16 protein-coding genes and 1 pseudogene are annotated in these 15,245 nt (G+C 61.3%); 7 read left to right on the top strand and 10 right to left on the bottom strand.

Annotated features, from left to right (window positions below; genetic code table 11):
• Positions 1-14: 14 nt before the first annotated feature.
• From FW764_RS20190 to FW764_RS20175, 4 genes are read right to left on the bottom strand one after another with little or no spacing between them, the layout of a single operon-like run.
• Positions 15-512, bottom strand: a complete 498-nt coding sequence (locus tag FW764_RS20190) for a Csu type fimbrial protein (protein ID WP_446435372.1) — start codon at positions 510-512, stop codon at positions 15-17.
• A 5-nt stretch (positions 513-517) separates the two neighbouring features.
• Positions 518-1,051 (bottom strand): Csu type fimbrial protein, encoded by a 534-nt coding sequence (locus FW764_RS20185; protein ID WP_446435371.1) that lies wholly within the window; start codon positions 1,049-1,051, stop codon positions 518-520.
• 18 nt (positions 1,052-1,069) lie between these two features.
• Complete coding sequence (locus tag FW764_RS20180; RefSeq protein WP_083357903.1) at positions 1,070-1,615, bottom strand: Csu type fimbrial protein; 546 nt, start codon at positions 1,613-1,615, stop codon at positions 1,070-1,072.
• On the bottom strand, positions 1,609-2,109 hold the full coding sequence (locus tag FW764_RS20175) for a Csu type fimbrial protein (RefSeq protein WP_446435428.1): 501 nt from the start codon (positions 2,107-2,109) through the stop codon (positions 1,609-1,611). The genes FW764_RS20180 and FW764_RS20175 overlap by 7 nt, the downstream gene beginning before the upstream one ends.
• 214 nt (positions 2,110-2,323) lie before the next feature.
• On the opposite strand from FW764_RS20175, the pseudogene zapE reads away from it, so the two are divergent.
• A pseudogene (gene zapE / locus FW764_RS20170) lies at positions 2,324-2,601 on the top strand (AFG1/ZapE family ATPase); the annotation flags it as partial.
• 23 nt (positions 2,602-2,624) lie between these two features.
• Here zapE and FW764_RS20165 read toward each other — a convergent pair.
• Entirely contained in the window at positions 2,625-2,753 is a 129-nt protein-coding gene (locus tag FW764_RS20165) for a hypothetical protein (protein ID WP_446435370.1), read from the bottom strand.
• A 60-nt stretch (positions 2,754-2,813) separates the two neighbouring features.
• Here FW764_RS20165 and FW764_RS20160 point away from each other — a divergent pair, with 60 nt between their 5' ends.
• Positions 2,814-4,118 carry a protein kinase gene (locus tag FW764_RS20160; RefSeq protein WP_446435369.1) on the top strand — a complete coding sequence of 435 codons (1,305 nt, stop codon included), beginning with the start codon at positions 2,814-2,816 and terminating at the stop codon, positions 4,116-4,118.
• A gap of 122 nt (positions 4,119-4,240) precedes the next feature.
• Here FW764_RS20160 and FW764_RS20155 read toward each other — a convergent pair whose 3' ends face one another.
• Entirely contained in the window at positions 4,241-4,948 is a 708-nt protein-coding gene (locus FW764_RS20155; RefSeq protein WP_083357900.1) for a YebC/PmpR family DNA-binding transcriptional regulator, read from the bottom strand.
• Between the two features lie 100 nt (positions 4,949-5,048).
• Complete coding sequence (locus tag FW764_RS20150; RefSeq protein ID WP_446435368.1) at positions 5,049-5,906, bottom strand: LysR substrate-binding domain-containing protein; 858 nt, start codon at positions 5,904-5,906, stop codon at positions 5,049-5,051.
• 109 nt (positions 5,907-6,015) lie between these two features.
• On the opposite strand from FW764_RS20150, the gene FW764_RS20145 reads away from it, so the two are divergent.
• The 3 genes from FW764_RS20145 to FW764_RS20135 all read left to right on the top strand — a co-directional run bounded on the left by FW764_RS20145 (position 6,016) and on the right by FW764_RS20135 (position 8,626).
• Complete coding sequence (locus FW764_RS20145; protein WP_446435367.1) at positions 6,016-7,143, top strand: 2-aminoethylphosphonate--pyruvate transaminase; 1,128 nt, start codon at positions 6,016-6,018, stop codon at positions 7,141-7,143.
• Positions 7,140-7,967, top strand: a complete 828-nt coding sequence (gene phnX, locus FW764_RS20140) for a phosphonoacetaldehyde hydrolase (RefSeq protein ID WP_446435366.1) — start codon at positions 7,140-7,142, stop codon at positions 7,965-7,967. Before FW764_RS20145 ends, phnX begins: the two co-directional genes overlap by 4 nt.
• 113 nt (positions 7,968-8,080) lie before the next feature.
• Positions 8,081-8,626 (top strand): cytochrome b, encoded by a 546-nt coding sequence (locus FW764_RS20135; protein WP_446435365.1) that lies wholly within the window; start codon positions 8,081-8,083, stop codon positions 8,624-8,626.
• Here FW764_RS20135 and FW764_RS20130 read toward each other — a convergent pair.
• Entirely contained in the window at positions 8,623-9,513 is an 891-nt protein-coding gene (locus tag FW764_RS20130; RefSeq protein ID WP_446435364.1) for a 1-aminocyclopropane-1-carboxylate deaminase/D-cysteine desulfhydrase, read from the bottom strand. The two genes, FW764_RS20135 and FW764_RS20130, sit on opposite strands and share 4 nt — an antisense overlap.
• Positions 9,514-9,569: 56 nt before the next feature.
• Positions 9,570-11,609 (bottom strand): oxidoreductase, encoded by a 2,040-nt coding sequence (locus tag FW764_RS20125; RefSeq protein ID WP_446435363.1) that lies wholly within the window; start codon positions 11,607-11,609, stop codon positions 9,570-9,572.
• A 212-nt stretch (positions 11,610-11,821) separates the two neighbouring features.
• Here FW764_RS20125 and FW764_RS20120 point away from each other — a divergent pair, with 212 nt between their 5' ends.
• Both FW764_RS20120 and FW764_RS20115 read left to right on the top strand, forming a co-directional pair.
• Positions 11,822-12,952: a carbon-nitrogen hydrolase family protein gene (locus tag FW764_RS20120; RefSeq protein WP_446435362.1), complete on the top strand. Its 1,131-nt coding sequence runs from the start codon at positions 11,822-11,824 to the stop codon at positions 12,950-12,952.
• A gap of 4 nt (positions 12,953-12,956) precedes the next feature.
• The gene (locus tag FW764_RS20115) at positions 12,957-13,991 is read left to right on the top strand and encodes an AraC family transcriptional regulator (RefSeq protein WP_446435361.1); all 1,035 of its coding nucleotides are present in this window, start codon (positions 12,957-12,959) and stop codon (positions 13,989-13,991) included.
• A gap of 385 nt (positions 13,992-14,376) precedes the next feature.
• Here the strand turns inward: FW764_RS20115 and FW764_RS20110 are convergent, their stop codons facing one another.
• Positions 14,377-15,171 (bottom strand): DUF2242 domain-containing protein, encoded by a 795-nt coding sequence (locus tag FW764_RS20110; RefSeq protein ID WP_446435360.1) that lies wholly within the window; start codon positions 15,169-15,171, stop codon positions 14,377-14,379.
• Positions 15,172-15,245: the final 74 nt, after the last annotated feature.

The following is a 15,245-nucleotide window of genomic DNA, read 5'->3' as shown; positions in this document are numbered from 1 at the left end:
CATTGCCAATCGCCTTACCACGACAGCTGCACCTGCAACGTGTCGCTGTACGTCCCCCCAGGCGTATTACCCGGTAACTGCACTCGCCCATAAATCGGCAAGGTGATACTGGCCGCGTTGCTGTAGGCCACGCTGACGCTTTGGCTGATCCCCAGGTTCTGGCTGAACGCCGCGTCCTGAAACAGCTGATAGGCCACTTGGGCGCTGCCGCTACTGAGCTGCATCCGCCGACCACTGTTGTTATGCAAACCGCCGTCGACACTCATGTTCAGCGCGACACCCGGTGTACATTGCAAGGTCACGCCACCGGTGAGCGCGACCGACGCCGTGCTGGTCGCCAGTGCCGAATACGTGCCGAACGCCAGGCTGCCGTAGTTCGTGCCACCACCGACCACCAGGCACCCGGGCGTGATCGTCGCGCTGACCTGGAACGATTGACTGGTCACCGCCAACAGCGACACCGGCATGCCCCAGCCGATGCACACCGCCAACGCCCACACTGCCCGGCTCATGGCACTTAGAACGTCAGGGTCACGTTAACCGTGTCGGTATACGTACCGGCGGGCAGCCCGGCCTTGCCATTGGCCTTCCCGTAAATATTCACGGCCTGGGCCACCCCGGTACTCGGCGCCAGGTTGATCACACCACCGATGGCCAGCAAATTCGAATGGCCGCTGTCGGTGTAGAGGTCGTACGGCACGTAGTTGGCAACGCCGTCGTACAGCGCTCGTGCACCGCCAGTGGACTTGCCGTCATTGGCGCCAGCCGACACGGTCAGCGTCGGCGAGGTACCCGCCGAACACAGAATCGACAATGCCCCGCCACCGCCGCCCAGCACTTGCCCGTCGGCCTCGGTGAACAGGCTATTGGCCGTACCAAAGTTCAAGTTACCGAAGCTCATCCCGCCGGTTGCCGCCGCTCCATTGACCTGGCAACTGCTGGTCAGCACCAGGCTCGCGCTGACCGTGCCGGCCACGGTGGCCGCCTGCGCACCCGATATCCACGCCAGCGCCATCAATGGAAAAACCGCTTTCGATACACGTGCATGCATGATGTTCATCCTCATGGTTTACCAATCCAGAGTCACCGTCAGGGTGTCTGTGTAGATGCCGGCCGGTAGGGCCTTGGTATTCGCCACCACCAAGCCGAATACCGGGATCGGTACTTGTGTGCCCTTGGTCACGACGAAATTGCGTTGCTGGCCGATGCTGTAGGCGCTGCGGCCCAACGGGTCGGCGGATAGCCGATAGGGAATGGTGTGGCGGCCGTTGCTCAGCCGTCGAGTAGCGCCGTCGCCATTGGCGCCGCCGTCGATGGTCACGGTGAAGCTGCTGACCACCGAGGGGTTGCACGACACCGACAGCGGCGCCTTGCTGCCGTCAGTAACGCCAGCGCCCAAAGGGTTGTTCCACGTAGGCCCTTGGCTGCCGAAATCGAGTATCGCGGTGCCACCCGTAGGGCTGACCGGTGCGCGCTCAACGTTTTTACTCACCTCGCAGCTCGCAGTAATCACTAAGCGTGCGTGCACCTGCCCGTTCACCGCGCCCGCCTGGGCGTCGTCCGCCAGCAGCAACAGGCCGCCCATCGCCGCGAGGGCCCAGCCCCGGCTTACCATGTGACCGTGACCTTGAGCAGGTCGGTGTAACGGCCAACGGCGGGGATGTTTTTGAGCGGTTCGATGCGCGCATAAAGCGGTAAGTCGACCGAGCCGGAGTCTGGGACGCGCCCGCTGAGGGGAATGTCCACCGGCAACGGGATCAACCGGGCGGCGTCGGCGTAGATACGATAGGGAATGGGTTTACTCGAAGGCGTTGCGGCGCTCAGGTAGCGCACTTCGCCGACGCCGCCATGCAGGCCGCCGTCCACGCGCATTTGATAAGGGGTGTCGGGGTTGCATTCCAGGCGTGGCTGGCGCTGGCTGATCAGCGCCGCACTCAAGGGACCGGCCGGGTCATCCAGACGTGGGCCGCTGCCGAAATCCAAAACGCCGAGCTGCTCGATGCCTGCGCTGCGGGTGGTGCCCACCAGTTGGCAGCCCCGTTGCACGTCGATGCGCACCTCCACCTGAAGCTGCGCGCCGCAAACCGTGTTACAGAGCATGGCGCCCATCACTGCCAAAACTGCTCGTCCCTTCACAGCCCCAATTCCTTATACAGGGGTGACAACTGTGTATGAGGTTAGCCATTTAAAGAAAAACTGCCAGTTTGGACAGGATTGCCCCCCACGCCATACCTTTGCGAGATAGCTGGCGGCCCCTTCTCTATTGGTCAAATCGCGGCGAGCGCCCTACAGTAAGCGACCACGCACTACAGAGTGACCCGCATTGGCCGTGCTCTCCTTAATCCAGCGCTTGCTTGGCAAAAGACTGACGTAAAGAGCGCCTCGCCCATCCCGGCGTTTTTTGCACACAAGGCCAAACAACAGGGTTACACCCTGAGTGCCGGGCAAACCCAGGCAATCGCCGCCCTTGCCCGCCAGACCCAGCAACTGCTCGCCGGCCAGCCCACGCGCAGCCTGTACCTGCACGGCCCGGTCGGGCGGGGCAAAAGCTGGCTGCTCGATGGTTTTTCCCAGGCGCTGCCGATTGCCGAGAAGCAGCGCTTTATCAATCTGGTAGACGTGCTCTAGATCAGGACAAACGCCTGACCCTGATCGGCCAACAACCGTTGGCACACGCCCTGGCAGGCCAAGCCATTGACCTTGCCCGTACTGCCAGTCGCCTGCACCAATTGCAAACCGTCTGCCCGCAACAAGCGCCTCACCCGGTATCATGAGCGCCTTTTACGCCCTCTTGCCGAGTGACCGCGCCGTTCATGAATACCCTCGCCCAACTCAAGGCCGGCCAATTGGCCGGTATCACGCGCCTGGACCTATCCTGCGGGCTGACCGAATTCCCCAGGGAAATCTTCGAACTGGCCGATTCGCTGGAAATTCTCAACCTCACGGGCAACGCCCTGAGCAGCCTGCCGGACGACCTGCATCGGCTCTCGCGTTTGCGCGTGCTGTTCTGTTCGGACAACGCCTTTACCGAGCTGCCAGCATGCCTGGGCCAGTGCGCCAAACTGAGCATGATCGGCTTCAAGGCTAACCAGATCAGCCACGTGCCCGCCGCCGCATTGCCGCCGCAACTGCGCTGGTTGATCCTCACCGATAACCGCATCAGCCAGTTGCCCAGCGAATTGGGCGAGCGGCCACTGCTGCAAAAGCTGATGCTGGCCGGCAACCAACTGACGGACCTGCCGCAAAGCCTGGCCAACTGCAAAAACCTGGAGTTGATTCGTATCGCCTCCAATCGCCTGACCCAACTGCCGGACTGGCTGCTGACACTGCCGAGCCTGACGTGGCTGGCCTATGCCGGTAACCCGGTGGAAATGGCGGTAGAGGTGGTCGCTGATGACGTGACGCCCAATATTCCCTGGTCGGAACTGACGCTGGGCGAAGTGCTCGGCGAAGGCGCCTCGGGGGTCATTCGCAAGGCGTTGTGGAAGCCGCAGGCGTTGCCTGTCGCGGTCAAACTGTACAAAGGCACGATCACCAGCGACGGTTCACCGCTGCATGAAATGCAAGCCTGCATCGCCGCCGGCCTGCACCCCAACCTGATCAAGGTAGAGGGCCGTGTGGTGGGGCACCCCGATGACCAGGCTGCGCTGGTGATGGACCTGATCGACCCGAGCTACCGCAACCTCGCGGCCTTGCCGAGCCTGGCATCGTGCACCCGCGATGTCTACGCGCCGAACACGCGTTTCAGCATTGACGTGGCCTTGCGCATGGCACGTGGCATCGCCTCGGTGGCGGCGCACTTACACCGGCACGGCATCACCCATGGCGATTTGTACGGCCACAATATTTTGTGGAGCGCGGCGGGAGATTGCTTGCTCGGGGACTTTGGCGCGGCGTCGTTCCATGCGACGGCGGACACCCTGCAAACCAGGGCATTGCAGCGCATTGAAGTGCGCGCGTTTGGGGTGTTGCTGGGGGAATTGTTGGAGCGCATCGAGACCGAGATCAATGACGATGTACTGATAGACCTGCAGAAACGCTGCTGCCAACCGGATGTGTTAGCGCGACCGGGCTTCGAAGAAATCGAAGCGCTGCTGAGGTCTGTGCCAAACCACTAAACCAATGTGGGAGCGGGCTTGCTCGCGAATGCGGGAAGTCAGTCAGCTGATCTGGCGACTGACACACTGCATTCGCGAGCAAGCCCGCTCCCACATTTTTACTGCATTTATTCAGCGATCAATCAGCCGGCCAGACCAACGAACATATCCTGCACGTCATCGTGGTTGTCCAGGCCCTCCAGGAAGGCTTCGACTTCAGCCATCTGCTCATCGGTCAACCCGCTCACCGGGTTCTTCGAAAGATAGCCAAGCTTGGCTGACAACACGGTGAAACCCTGCTCCGGCAGCGCTTTTTGCACGGCATCGAGGTCAGTGGTTTCGGTGATGAACAAGGTGGAGCCTTCTTCTTCACCGTCTTCGAAATCCTGGGCGCCCGCTTCAATGGCGGCCATTTCCGGATCAGCGTCAGGGCTGTCCGGCGAAGCCTCGATCAGACCGACATGGTTGAAGTCCCACGCCACAGAGCCGGAAGCACCCAATTGGCCCTTGCGGAACGCTACGCGGATTTCCGCCACGGTACGGTTGATGTTGTCGGTCACGCATTCGACGATCAGCGGCACCTGATGCGGAGCGAAGCCCTCGTAGGTCACGCGGTGGTACTGCACGGTTTCACCCAACAGGCCGGCGCCTTTCTTGATGGCCCGCTCCAGGGTTTCCTTGGGCATCGAGGCTTTTTTGGCCTGCTCCACCACCAGACGCAAGTGGGCGTTGGTCGCGGTGTCGGCACCGTTGCGGGCGGCGATGGTGATTTCTTTCACTAGCTTGCCGAAGATCTTGCCCTTGGCATTGGATGCCGCTTCTTTATGTTTGACTTTCCACTGTGCGCCCATGACTCACTCTCTTCCTATCCATAGCGCCGAGACGTCTACTGGCCGGCGCTTTGGGGGCAGAGTTTATAGCGCAAAAACCCATCGTTCCACCAAAAAACCGTCAAGACGCCAACTCGAAAAACGCCTGGATCAAGCGCAATGAGCGGCGTCGCTCCATGCAACCGAGCATATGCCGATTAACCAGCCCGTCGCCCTGAATCGCAACGGCCTTGACCCGTGGGTCCGGGCTGACCTCCATTGACGAGACCACACCCACACCCAGCTCAGCGGCGACGGCTTCGGTCACTGCTTCGCGGCTGTCCAGCTCCAGCAACACCTTGGGTTGCACTTTGGCCTCGCGGCAAGCGTCGTCGAAGGTGCGACGGGTAATCGAACCAGGCTCGCGCAACACCATGATCACGTCATTCAACTGGTCCAGACGGATGCCCTTAGGCCACTGCGCCCATGGGTGGCCGGCAGGCACCAACGCGCAGATACGCGACTCACTCAGCGGTTGCAGGTGCAGGCCGTTGCGCGGCTGCACCTCGGTGAGCACCGCCACGTCCGCGTGCTCGGACAACAACGCCGCCAGGGTTTCCTGGGCATTGCCCAGCCGCAAGTTGACAGTAATGCCAGGATAGCGGGCGCGCAGGCTGGCGATCATCGGCATTACCAGGTGCGGGCCGTCCGCCGCGACTTCCAAGCGCCCGGTGAGCAACTGACGGTTGGCCTCCAGCAGCGTCTGCGCCTCGTCCACCAGGCCGAAGATCGCCCGGGTGATCGCCGCCAGGCGTGTGCCCTCCTCGGTCAGCTCAACGCGCCGGGCTGTGCGGCGCAACAGCGGGATCTGATAGTGCTCCTCCAGAGCCTTGATATGCCCGGTCACAGCCGGCTGGCTGATAAACAGCCGCGCTGCTGCTCGGGTAAAGCTGCCCTCGCGGGCCACCGCATCGAATGCACGCAGTTGGAACAAGTTCATAGCTATCGGCCTCACTGATAGCTTGCATAACAACAAACAATTTGATTGATGACAAGCCAAACTGCAATTTAGGCGCCATAGATTTAACCAATGCCCGCGAGGACCTCAGATGACCACCACAGCGCCGATCCTACTCACACCCGGCCCACTGACCACGTCCGCCCGCACGCGGCAGGCGATGATGGTGGATTGGGGTTCATGGGACGAGCGCTTCAACCAACTCACCGCCAGTGTCTGCGAGCAACTGCTGGCGATCCTCAACGCCAGCGACAGCCATGAGTGTGTGCCGTTGCAAGGCAGCGGCACCTTCGCGGTCGAAGCGGCCATCGGCACGCTGGTCCCGCGTGACGGCAAGGTGCTGGTGCTGATCAACGGCGCCTACGGCAAGCGCCTGGCCAGGATTTGCGAAGTGCTCGGCCGCGACTTCAGCACCTTCGAAACCGCCGAAGATGAACCCACCGCCGCCGCCGATGTGGACCGCCTACTGCACGCCGACCCGGCCATTTCCCATGTGGCGCTGATCCACTGTGAAACCAGCACCGGCATTCTCAACCCACTGTCGCAGATCGCCGACGTGGTTAAAAACCACGGTAAGCGCCTGATCATCGACGCCATGAGTTCCTTCGGCGCACTGCCGATCAATGCCCGCGAGGTGCCGTTCGACGCGCTGATCGCGGCGTCGGGTAAATGCCTGGAAGGCGTGCCAGGCATGGGTTTTGTGTTTGCCGATAAACAAGCGCTGGCCGCAGCCAAAGGCAACTGCCACTCCCTGGCGATGGACCTGTTCGACCAACACAGCTACATGGCCAAGACCGGCCAATGGCGCTTCACCCCACCAACCCATGTGGTCGCAGCCCTGCATGAAGCCCTGCTGCAATACGTTGAGGAAGGCGGCCTGACCGCGCGCCATCAACGCTACGCCCGCAACTGCCAGGCATTGCTCGACGGTATGGCCGAACTTGGCCTGCGCAGTTTCCTGCCCTCGGCGATCCAGGCCCCGATCATCGTCACCTTCCATGCCCCACAAGACCCGCACTACCAGTTCAAGGCGTTCTATGAACGGGTCAAGGCCAAGGGTTTCATCCTGTATCCCGGCAAATTGACTGAAGTAGACACCTTTCGCGTGGGCTGCATCGGGCATGTCGACGCGGCCGAGATGCGCGCCGCCGTCGCGGCCATCGCCCAGGCGCTGCACTCGATGCACATCAACCTTTCATCTTTTGGATCTCAGCCATGAACTACCAAACCCCCAACACCTTGCAGGCCGTCATCCTCGACTGGGCCGGCACCGTGGTCGACTTCGGCTCCTTCGCTCCCACACAGATCTTTGTCGAAGCCTTCGCCGAGTTCGACGTACAAGTCTCCATCGAAGAAGCCCGTGGCCCGATGGGCATGGGCAAGTGGGACCATATCCGCACACTCTGCAATCAACCGCAGGTGGCCGAGCGTTACCGCAAAGCGTTCGGCCGCACGCCGACGGACGACGACGTGACCGCCCTCTATCAACGCTTCATGCCGCTGCAGATCGAAAAAATTGCCGAGCACTCGGCGTTGATCCCCGGCGCCCTCGATACCATCGCTCGGCTGCGTGTGCAAGGCATCAAGATCGGCTCCTGCTCCGGCTACCCCAAGCAAGTCATGGACAAGGTGGTCGCCCTGGCCGCTATCAACGGCTACAGCGCCGACCACGTGGTTGCCACCGACGAAGTACCCAACGGCCGCCCGTGGCCGGCCCAAGCCCTGGCCAACGTGATCGCACTGGGCGTCGATGATGTGGCGGCCTGCGTGAAGGTCGACGACACCGTGCCAGGCATCCTCGAAGGACGCCGCGCCGGAATGTGGACCGTCGCTCTCACCTGCTCGGGCAACGCCCTGGGCCTGACCTACGAGCAATTTCGTGCACTGGACGCCAGCACCTTGAACAGCGAGCGCAAGCGCATCGAAAAGAGCTTCGAAGGCTCGCGCCCGCACTACCTGATCGACACCCTCAACGACCTGCCCGCCGTCATCACGGACATCAACCAGCGCCTGGCCCGCGGTGAAATGCCGCAAAGCCACTGATCGAGGTCAAAACACCCGCACTTACGCCAGGCAAATCGCTCAAAACCAGCATACAGTTAAGGAACTCCGTCACCTAGAACGGAGGTATGCCCTGATGAGTGAGGAAGAAAGCGATGCCGTGGAAAAATTCCGATACGCGCTACAGCAGCATGTCGATTGCATTGCACTGGTTGATGGTGGTGCTGCTGGCGGTGGTTTACGCCTGCATTGAGTTTCGCGGGGTCTTCCCCAAGGGCAGTGGCGGACGTACGTTGATTGTGGAAATGCACTTCATGTTCGGCCTCACCGTGTTTGTATTGGTGTGGCTGCGCCTGTTTGCCCGCAGCCTGGGCGTTGCGCCGAAGATCCTGCCAGCGCCGCCGAGATGGCAGGCGTTGCTGGCAACATTGATGCATGTAGCGTTGTACGTGTTCATGATTGGCATGCCGATTTTCGGCTGGCTGATCGTGAGTGCGCAGGGCCATTCTGTGATGTTTTACGGGATCGAGTTGCCGCCCCTGATTGGCGAAAACAAAGACCTGTCCAAGCAGATCAAAGAATGGCACGAGCTAGGAGGCGCCATCGGTTACTGGCTGATCGGCTTGCATGCCGTGGCCGGCCTGTACCACCATTACTTCATGCGCGATAACACCGTGTTACGCATGATGCCCAAGCGCTAGCCCTCTCTGCTCCGGCGGCCTTGCAGGCCGCCGGTATGCACGAAGATCAAGCGAGTGGCGGGCGCGAAGCGTCCGGCCTCGATCTGTTGCTTCAACGCCAGCAAGGCCTTGGCGGTGTAAAGCGGCTCCAAGAGCAGGCCGCATGCCTGTTCCGTTACTTGGATAAAGTTGAGCAGTAACGGGTCGACCTTGGCAAAGCCGCCTCGGCTCGCGTCCAGAAGCTCATAACCGTCCTGCACGATGGCCTGCACATTCTGCGCAACGCCGTGATCATCCGGCACCGCCAAGGCGCCGAACACCGGATGCACGCCCGCCTCTGCCAGCGCCAACCCGGCCAGCGTGGTACCGGTGCCCGCTGCCAACCACCACGCGTCGTAATCAGCCCAACCGAGCGTGTTCATCTGTTCGCGCACCTGCCCGACCAGCACCCCGCACCCTATTGCGCCAGCCCGTCCACCGCCGCCTTCTGGCACGGGATAGAGATGGGGATACTTTTCGCGCCACGGCAGCCAGAAACCGGCGTCATGACGCGCGCGATAACCGCCATAACCCAGCCAGTGCAGTTGCATGCCGAAGGCTTTCAGGTCAAGAACGGTGGGCGTGTCTTGAGGATGGCCACGCAACAGGCCGACGGTGGGGAAATCAAAACGTTTGCCGGCCGCCGCCAGCGCGTGCAGATGGTTGGAGTGAGCGCCACCCAGGCTGATTATCCCATCGGCACCGGCCTGTTGCGCGTCGGCCAGGTGTCGGGTGAGTTTGAACCACTTGTTGCCGCTGATCAGTGGGTCGATACGGTCCAGCCGCAGCACGGCCAACTCGACCCCGTTTAACCAATCCAATTGCAAGGGTTCAAGTGGAGCGCGGGGAAGCCAGTCGAAAGGACCCATCAGCAAGCATCTGAATAAAAAGGGGGAGATAGTCTACCACCGCCCCCTTCGTCGCCTTACAGCTCAGCAGCCAGACGCGAGCCCTGGTTGATGGCACGCTTGGCATCCAGCTCGGCCGCCACATCGGCGCCGCCGATCAGGTGCACGTTCTGGCCCGCGGCAACCAGACCGTCCTGCAGTTCGCGCAACGGGTCTTGCCCCGCGCAGATGACGATGTTGTCCACCGCCAACAGTTGCGGCTCACCCTCGGCGCCGATGCGAATATGCAGGCCTTGATCATCGATCTTCAGGTATTCGACGCTGTTGAGCATCTGTACCCGCTTGTTCTTCAGGCCCGTGCGGTGAATCCAACCGGTAGTCTTGCCCAGGCCATCGCCGACCTTGGAGGTCTTGCGTTGCAGCAGGAACACTTCACGCGCCGGCGTATGGGGTGCAGGCTTGATGCCGGCCACGCCACCACGGGCTTGCAGTTGCGTGTCGATGCCCCACTCTTTCCAGAACGCATCGCGGTCCAGGCTGGTGGAAACACCTTCGTGCACGAGGAACTCGGACACATCGAAACCGATGCCGCCAGCGCCAATCACGGCCACGCGTTTGCCCACCGGCTTGCGCTCAAGAATCACGTCCAGGTAGCTCAGCACCTTGGCGTTGTCGATACCCGCAATGGCCGGGGTACGCGGCGCAATGCCGGTGGCCAGAATGATTTCGTCGTAACCGCCCGCCGCCAGTTGCGCGACATCTACGCGGGTGTTGAGGCACAGCTCGACGTGGGTGGTCTGCAATTTTCGCTTGAAGTAGCGCAGGGTTTCGAAGAACTCTTCTTTGCCCGGTATGCGCTTGGCGATGTTGAACTGACCGCCGATCTCGCTGGCGGAGTCGAACAAGGTCACTTGGTGGCCCCGCTCTGCCGCCACAGTAGCCGCCGCCAGGCCGGCGGGGCCGGCGCCGACCACAGCGATTTTCTTGATCTGCTTAACTGGCAGGTAATTCAGTTCGGTTTCGTAGCAAGCCCGCGGGTTGACCAGGCAGGTGGTCAGCTTGCCGCCAAACGTATGGTCCAGGCAGGCCTGGTTGCAGCCGATACAGGTGTTGATTTCATCCGCGCGGCCCGCAGCGGCCTTATTGACGAACTCCGGGTCGGCGAGAAACGGCCGTGCCATCGAGACCATGTCGGCATCGCCTTCGGCGAGAATCTGCTCGGCAATTTCCGGGGTGTTGATGCGGTTGGTGGTGATCAGCGGAATCTGCACCGCACCACGCAGCTTGGCGGTGACTTTGCTGAAAGCGCCACGCGGCACTTTGGTGGCGATGGTCGGGATGCGCGCTTCGTGCCAGCCGATACCGGTGTTGATGATCGTCGCACCAGCCTGTTCAATCGCCTTGGCCAATTGCACAATCTCTTCCCAGGTGCTGCCACCTTCGACCAGGTCGAGCATCGACAGGCGGAAGATAATGATGAAGTTCGGGCCTACGGCTTCGCGTACGCGACGCACGATTTCTACCGCCAGGCGCATACGGTTTTCATAGCTGCCACCCCACCGGTCAGTGCGGTGGTTGGTGTGGGCGGCGAGGAACTGGTTAATGAAATAGCCTTCGGAGCCCATTATTTCCACGCCATCGTACTCGGCGACCTGGGCCAGCAGCGAGCACGTGACAAAATCCTGGATCTGCTTCTCGATGCCTTCCTCATCCAGCGCCTTGGGCTTGAACGGGTTGATCGGCGCCTGGATCGCGCTCGGTGCGACTTGCTTCGGGCTGTAGGCATACCGACCGGCATGAAGGATCTGCATGCAGATCTTGCCGCCAGCTTCGTGTACGGCCTGGGTGACGATCTTGTGTTTCTGCGCCTCTTCGTCGGTGGTCAGCTTGGCTGCACCGGCGTATACGCCGCCTTCGTCATTCGGGCCAATGCCGCCGGTGACCATCAGGCCGACACCGCCACGGGCGCGTTCGGCAAAATACGCGGCCATGCGTTCGAAGCCGCCGGGTTTTTCTTCCAGGCCCGTATGCATCGAGCCCATCAGGGTGCGGTTGCGCAAAGTGGTAAAACCCAGGTCCAACGGGGCCAGCAGGTGCGGGTAGGCAGCAGCGGTCATGGTACAGCTCCACAACGGATCATCACGGGACGTGGAAGGCTCGAATGGCCTGCCATCGGTTTATGTCCCACAGACTAAGAGGCGATGGACGACCGCTCAATGACTGAAACTGACAAGTTATTGATCCAAATGCACAGCACCCCTTGGCAAGCCGGTGCATGAGCCCTACCCTAGTCGGCGAACCCAGCACACGGTCTGTTGTCTGTTGCCCCATGCGTAAACTTCTAGCCTTCACCCTCGTCATGGCCCTGGTTGCCGCCGTTTCTGCCTATCTGGTCTGGACCCAGGAGCGCCCCGTGGCGCATTACCTGTCGGACCTGCGCATCACCTTGGCCGTCAACGAAGGCCAACCTGCCGATCGCGGCAACTTGCTGGGTATCCAGCCGGAGCTGTTTCCCGCTGATTACCAGAGCCTGGAACGCCTGCACCTGAAGCTTGCGGCCTACCTGCAAAAGGCTAGGGATCAGGGGCTGATCAATGAAAAAACTATCGTGGTGCTGCCGGAACACATCGGCACGTGGCTGATGCTCAGCGGCGAGAAGAACGAGCTGTACCAGGCGGTCCATCTGAAAGATGCGATGAATTGGCTGTCGGCCAGCAACCCGTTGCAATTCGCCCGGGCGTGGATCAGCGCCACGGGCGATGACCGTATGGACGACGCATACCTGCGTATGAAAGCCCCCGACATGGCCCGAGACTATCAGGTACTGTTCGGCGGTCTGGCCAAAGAATTTGGCGTGACGCTGGTGGCCGGCTCTATTGCCCTGCCCAACCCGAGTGTCGAACAGGGGCAACTGCATATTGGCCATGGCGCGCTGTACAACGCCAGCCTGGTGTTTGGTGCTGACGGCTTGCCGGTGGGCCAGCCACAACGCCAGTTCTATCCGATCTACGATGAGCGGGGCTTTATCCAGCCGGGCGACGAAAACATTGTCAGCGTGGTCGACACCCCGGCCGGGCGCCTGGGCATTCTGATCGGCAGCGACAGTTGGTACCCGGACAACTACCGCAAACTCAACGAGCAAGGCGCACAATTGGTCGCCGTGCCGGCGTTTGTGACCGGCCGCGAGACGTGGGACCGCCCATGGCGCGGTTTCAAAAGCGTTTCAACCCCGCCCGAAATCAGCCTCAAACCCGAAGAACTCAGCGAAGGCGAAGCCTGGCACCGTCTCACCCTGATCAGCCAACAGCCGATTAGTAAGGCAACGGCGGGCATGAGCGTATTCCTGCGCGGGCAATTCTGGGATTTAGGCACGGCTGGGCACAGCTTTCTCAGCAGCAACGGGCAAGTCAATGCAGACAGCGGCGCCCGTGGCGCGCGGCTGCTGAATATCTGGCTGTAGCACCTTGAAGCCGGTGCGCCTTGGCGATCTATCGGTGGGCTTCGTGCACACCCTGGCGGACGCTATTCAAAGCCACGGCCTGGACCCGCAACCGTTGCTGTTGCAATACGGCCTGGACGCGGCGCGCCTGGCTGAAGCCGGCGCACGCCTGTCGATCCCGCGCTATATGCGCCTGGGCCACGCCGCCATCCAACTGACCGGCGACCCGAGCCTGGGGCTGCGCATGGGCCAGCTCAGCCGTTTAAGCCAGGCCGGTCTTGCGGGTGTTACCGCCGCACAAGCACCCAACGTGCGTGAAGCCGCGCGTACGCTGACACGTTTTGAAGCGCTGTACGGCGCCAACTATCGCGGGCAGTCGAGCTTTCACGAGGACGCCGACGGTGCGTGGCTGCGGTTCTACTCCATCAGCCCGTACAACGCTTATAACCGCTTCGTGGTGGATTCGATTATCGCCGGCTGGTTGCAGCAATTGTCCAGCCTGGCCCAACAACCGCTGCAGGCGCAGCGCATCGACATCGAATTCGAAGCGCCGCAGTACAGCGAACAGTACAGCGTGTTGGGCGACAGCCCGGTGAACTTCGGCGCCGAGGCCAATCAACTGCGCCTGAGCCAGCAAACCCTGGCGATGCGTAACCCGCAGCATTGCCCGAGCACCTGGCAGCTGTTGCTAAAGTTGTGTGAAGCGGAGTTGGAACAATTGACCCGCACCCGCAGCCTGCGCGAGCGCATTACCCGTTTGCTCGGGCCGATGCTCAATGGTGGTCGGGAACCCGACCTGGAAGAAGTGGCGGCACGCTTGAAGCTGCCTACCTGGACGCTGCGCCGCAAACTGGCCGAGGAAGGTACTCAGTTTCGCGCGATTCTCAACGATACCCGTCGCGATCTGGCCATGACCTACATTCGCGACACGGAACTGGCGTTCGGCGAGATCGCCTACTTGCTAGGTTTTGCCTCAGCCCAGGCCTTTCAACGGGCGTTCAGGCGGTGGAACAACCAGACCCCAGGGGAATTTCGCCGCAGTCAGCGGCATTCCGCCTGAAGTCGGTCTTACAGCTCGGTGGCATCATCGACCGGATCCAGCGGATCCAATTCAAACGCGTGGTACTCAAGCAGTTCTTCTTGGTATTCGTCCATGGTGGACTCCTTGTTGGTTTATAGCAGCTGCCAATAAATGACCTGCACAGCCAGCCTAAAGTGCCGTGATGACGAAAAAATGTCGACGCCGTGACGTTCCTGCACTTCAAGATAAAACGTAGCAGCGCTGAACGGATTTAGCACCAAGAGCTTTGAGGGGGGCGCCCGCACCTCAGCGCACTGGCGGTGTTGAACCGCTGGCGTGTGGGCAATCGGTCGCGAAGGCGCCCGTGGCGGCTTGAGCCGCTACGGGATGAAGGTCGAAAAAACCAACCCCGTAGCGGTCAACGTTACTGCGAAGGGGTTGGCAGGGGCGGAATCGCCTCTGTGGGCGCCGGCAGGTTTGGATTGGTCGGCGCAGGGGCAGGATCAGCTGCAGGCTCTGCTTTCGGCGCAATCGGTGCCGCCTCCGGGGACGGGGCAACCGGCTCCGAAGCGGCAGGCGTTGCCGGTGTTTCCGTTGGCGCCTCAACCTTTTCGGCAACCGGCGCCGCTTTCGGTTCCGGCACGCCCAGCTCCGCCTTTGGCGTCTCTGGAATATGCGCTGCCTTCTTCACTTCTTGCGGCAGGAATACATCCACGAGCGAGAAGTAACGCTCATAAAACTTTGGCGCCGAAACCGTCTCGCTCGCCACTTTCACCATCGAGTCATCGGTGGAGCCAATCGGCATCGACACCGAGCCCAACACACCCACACCGAGGCTTGCGGAGTTGTTGACCTTTTTCAACGCGTAGCGATCCTGCAAGGCGTTGGCAAACATCGTCGAGTGGTTATTGCCTTTGCCATCATCGGCGCACACGACGTTGAAACTGATCTGCAGGTGGGTTTCGCCGGTCTGCTGGAAACTCTTGTTACCCACGACCAGCTTTGGATCACTGCTGGTGATGATGTAGCCCTGGCTCAACAGCGCGCGCCGCGCAGCCTCGCAGGCAGCCGCGTCGCTGACCGGGTAATCACGGGAGAACGTGCCGGAGTCGTCGAAATTCTCATGTTCGTAAATGGCGGTCTTGGGTGACGAGCAGCCCGCGGCGCCCGCCAGCACCAGCGCCAGCCCTAGGCTACGCAAGTGAAATGATGTCGACATCGAAAATCCTGAGGAAAACGGTCAGGGCGGTATTGTGCAACAGAACGGGGTCCTGGCGCGCGCATTCCTGTCGG

The organism is Pseudomonas sp. 1152_12 (assembly GCF_052850675.1).
This window is presented reverse-complemented; position numbering and strand designations above follow the sequence as displayed.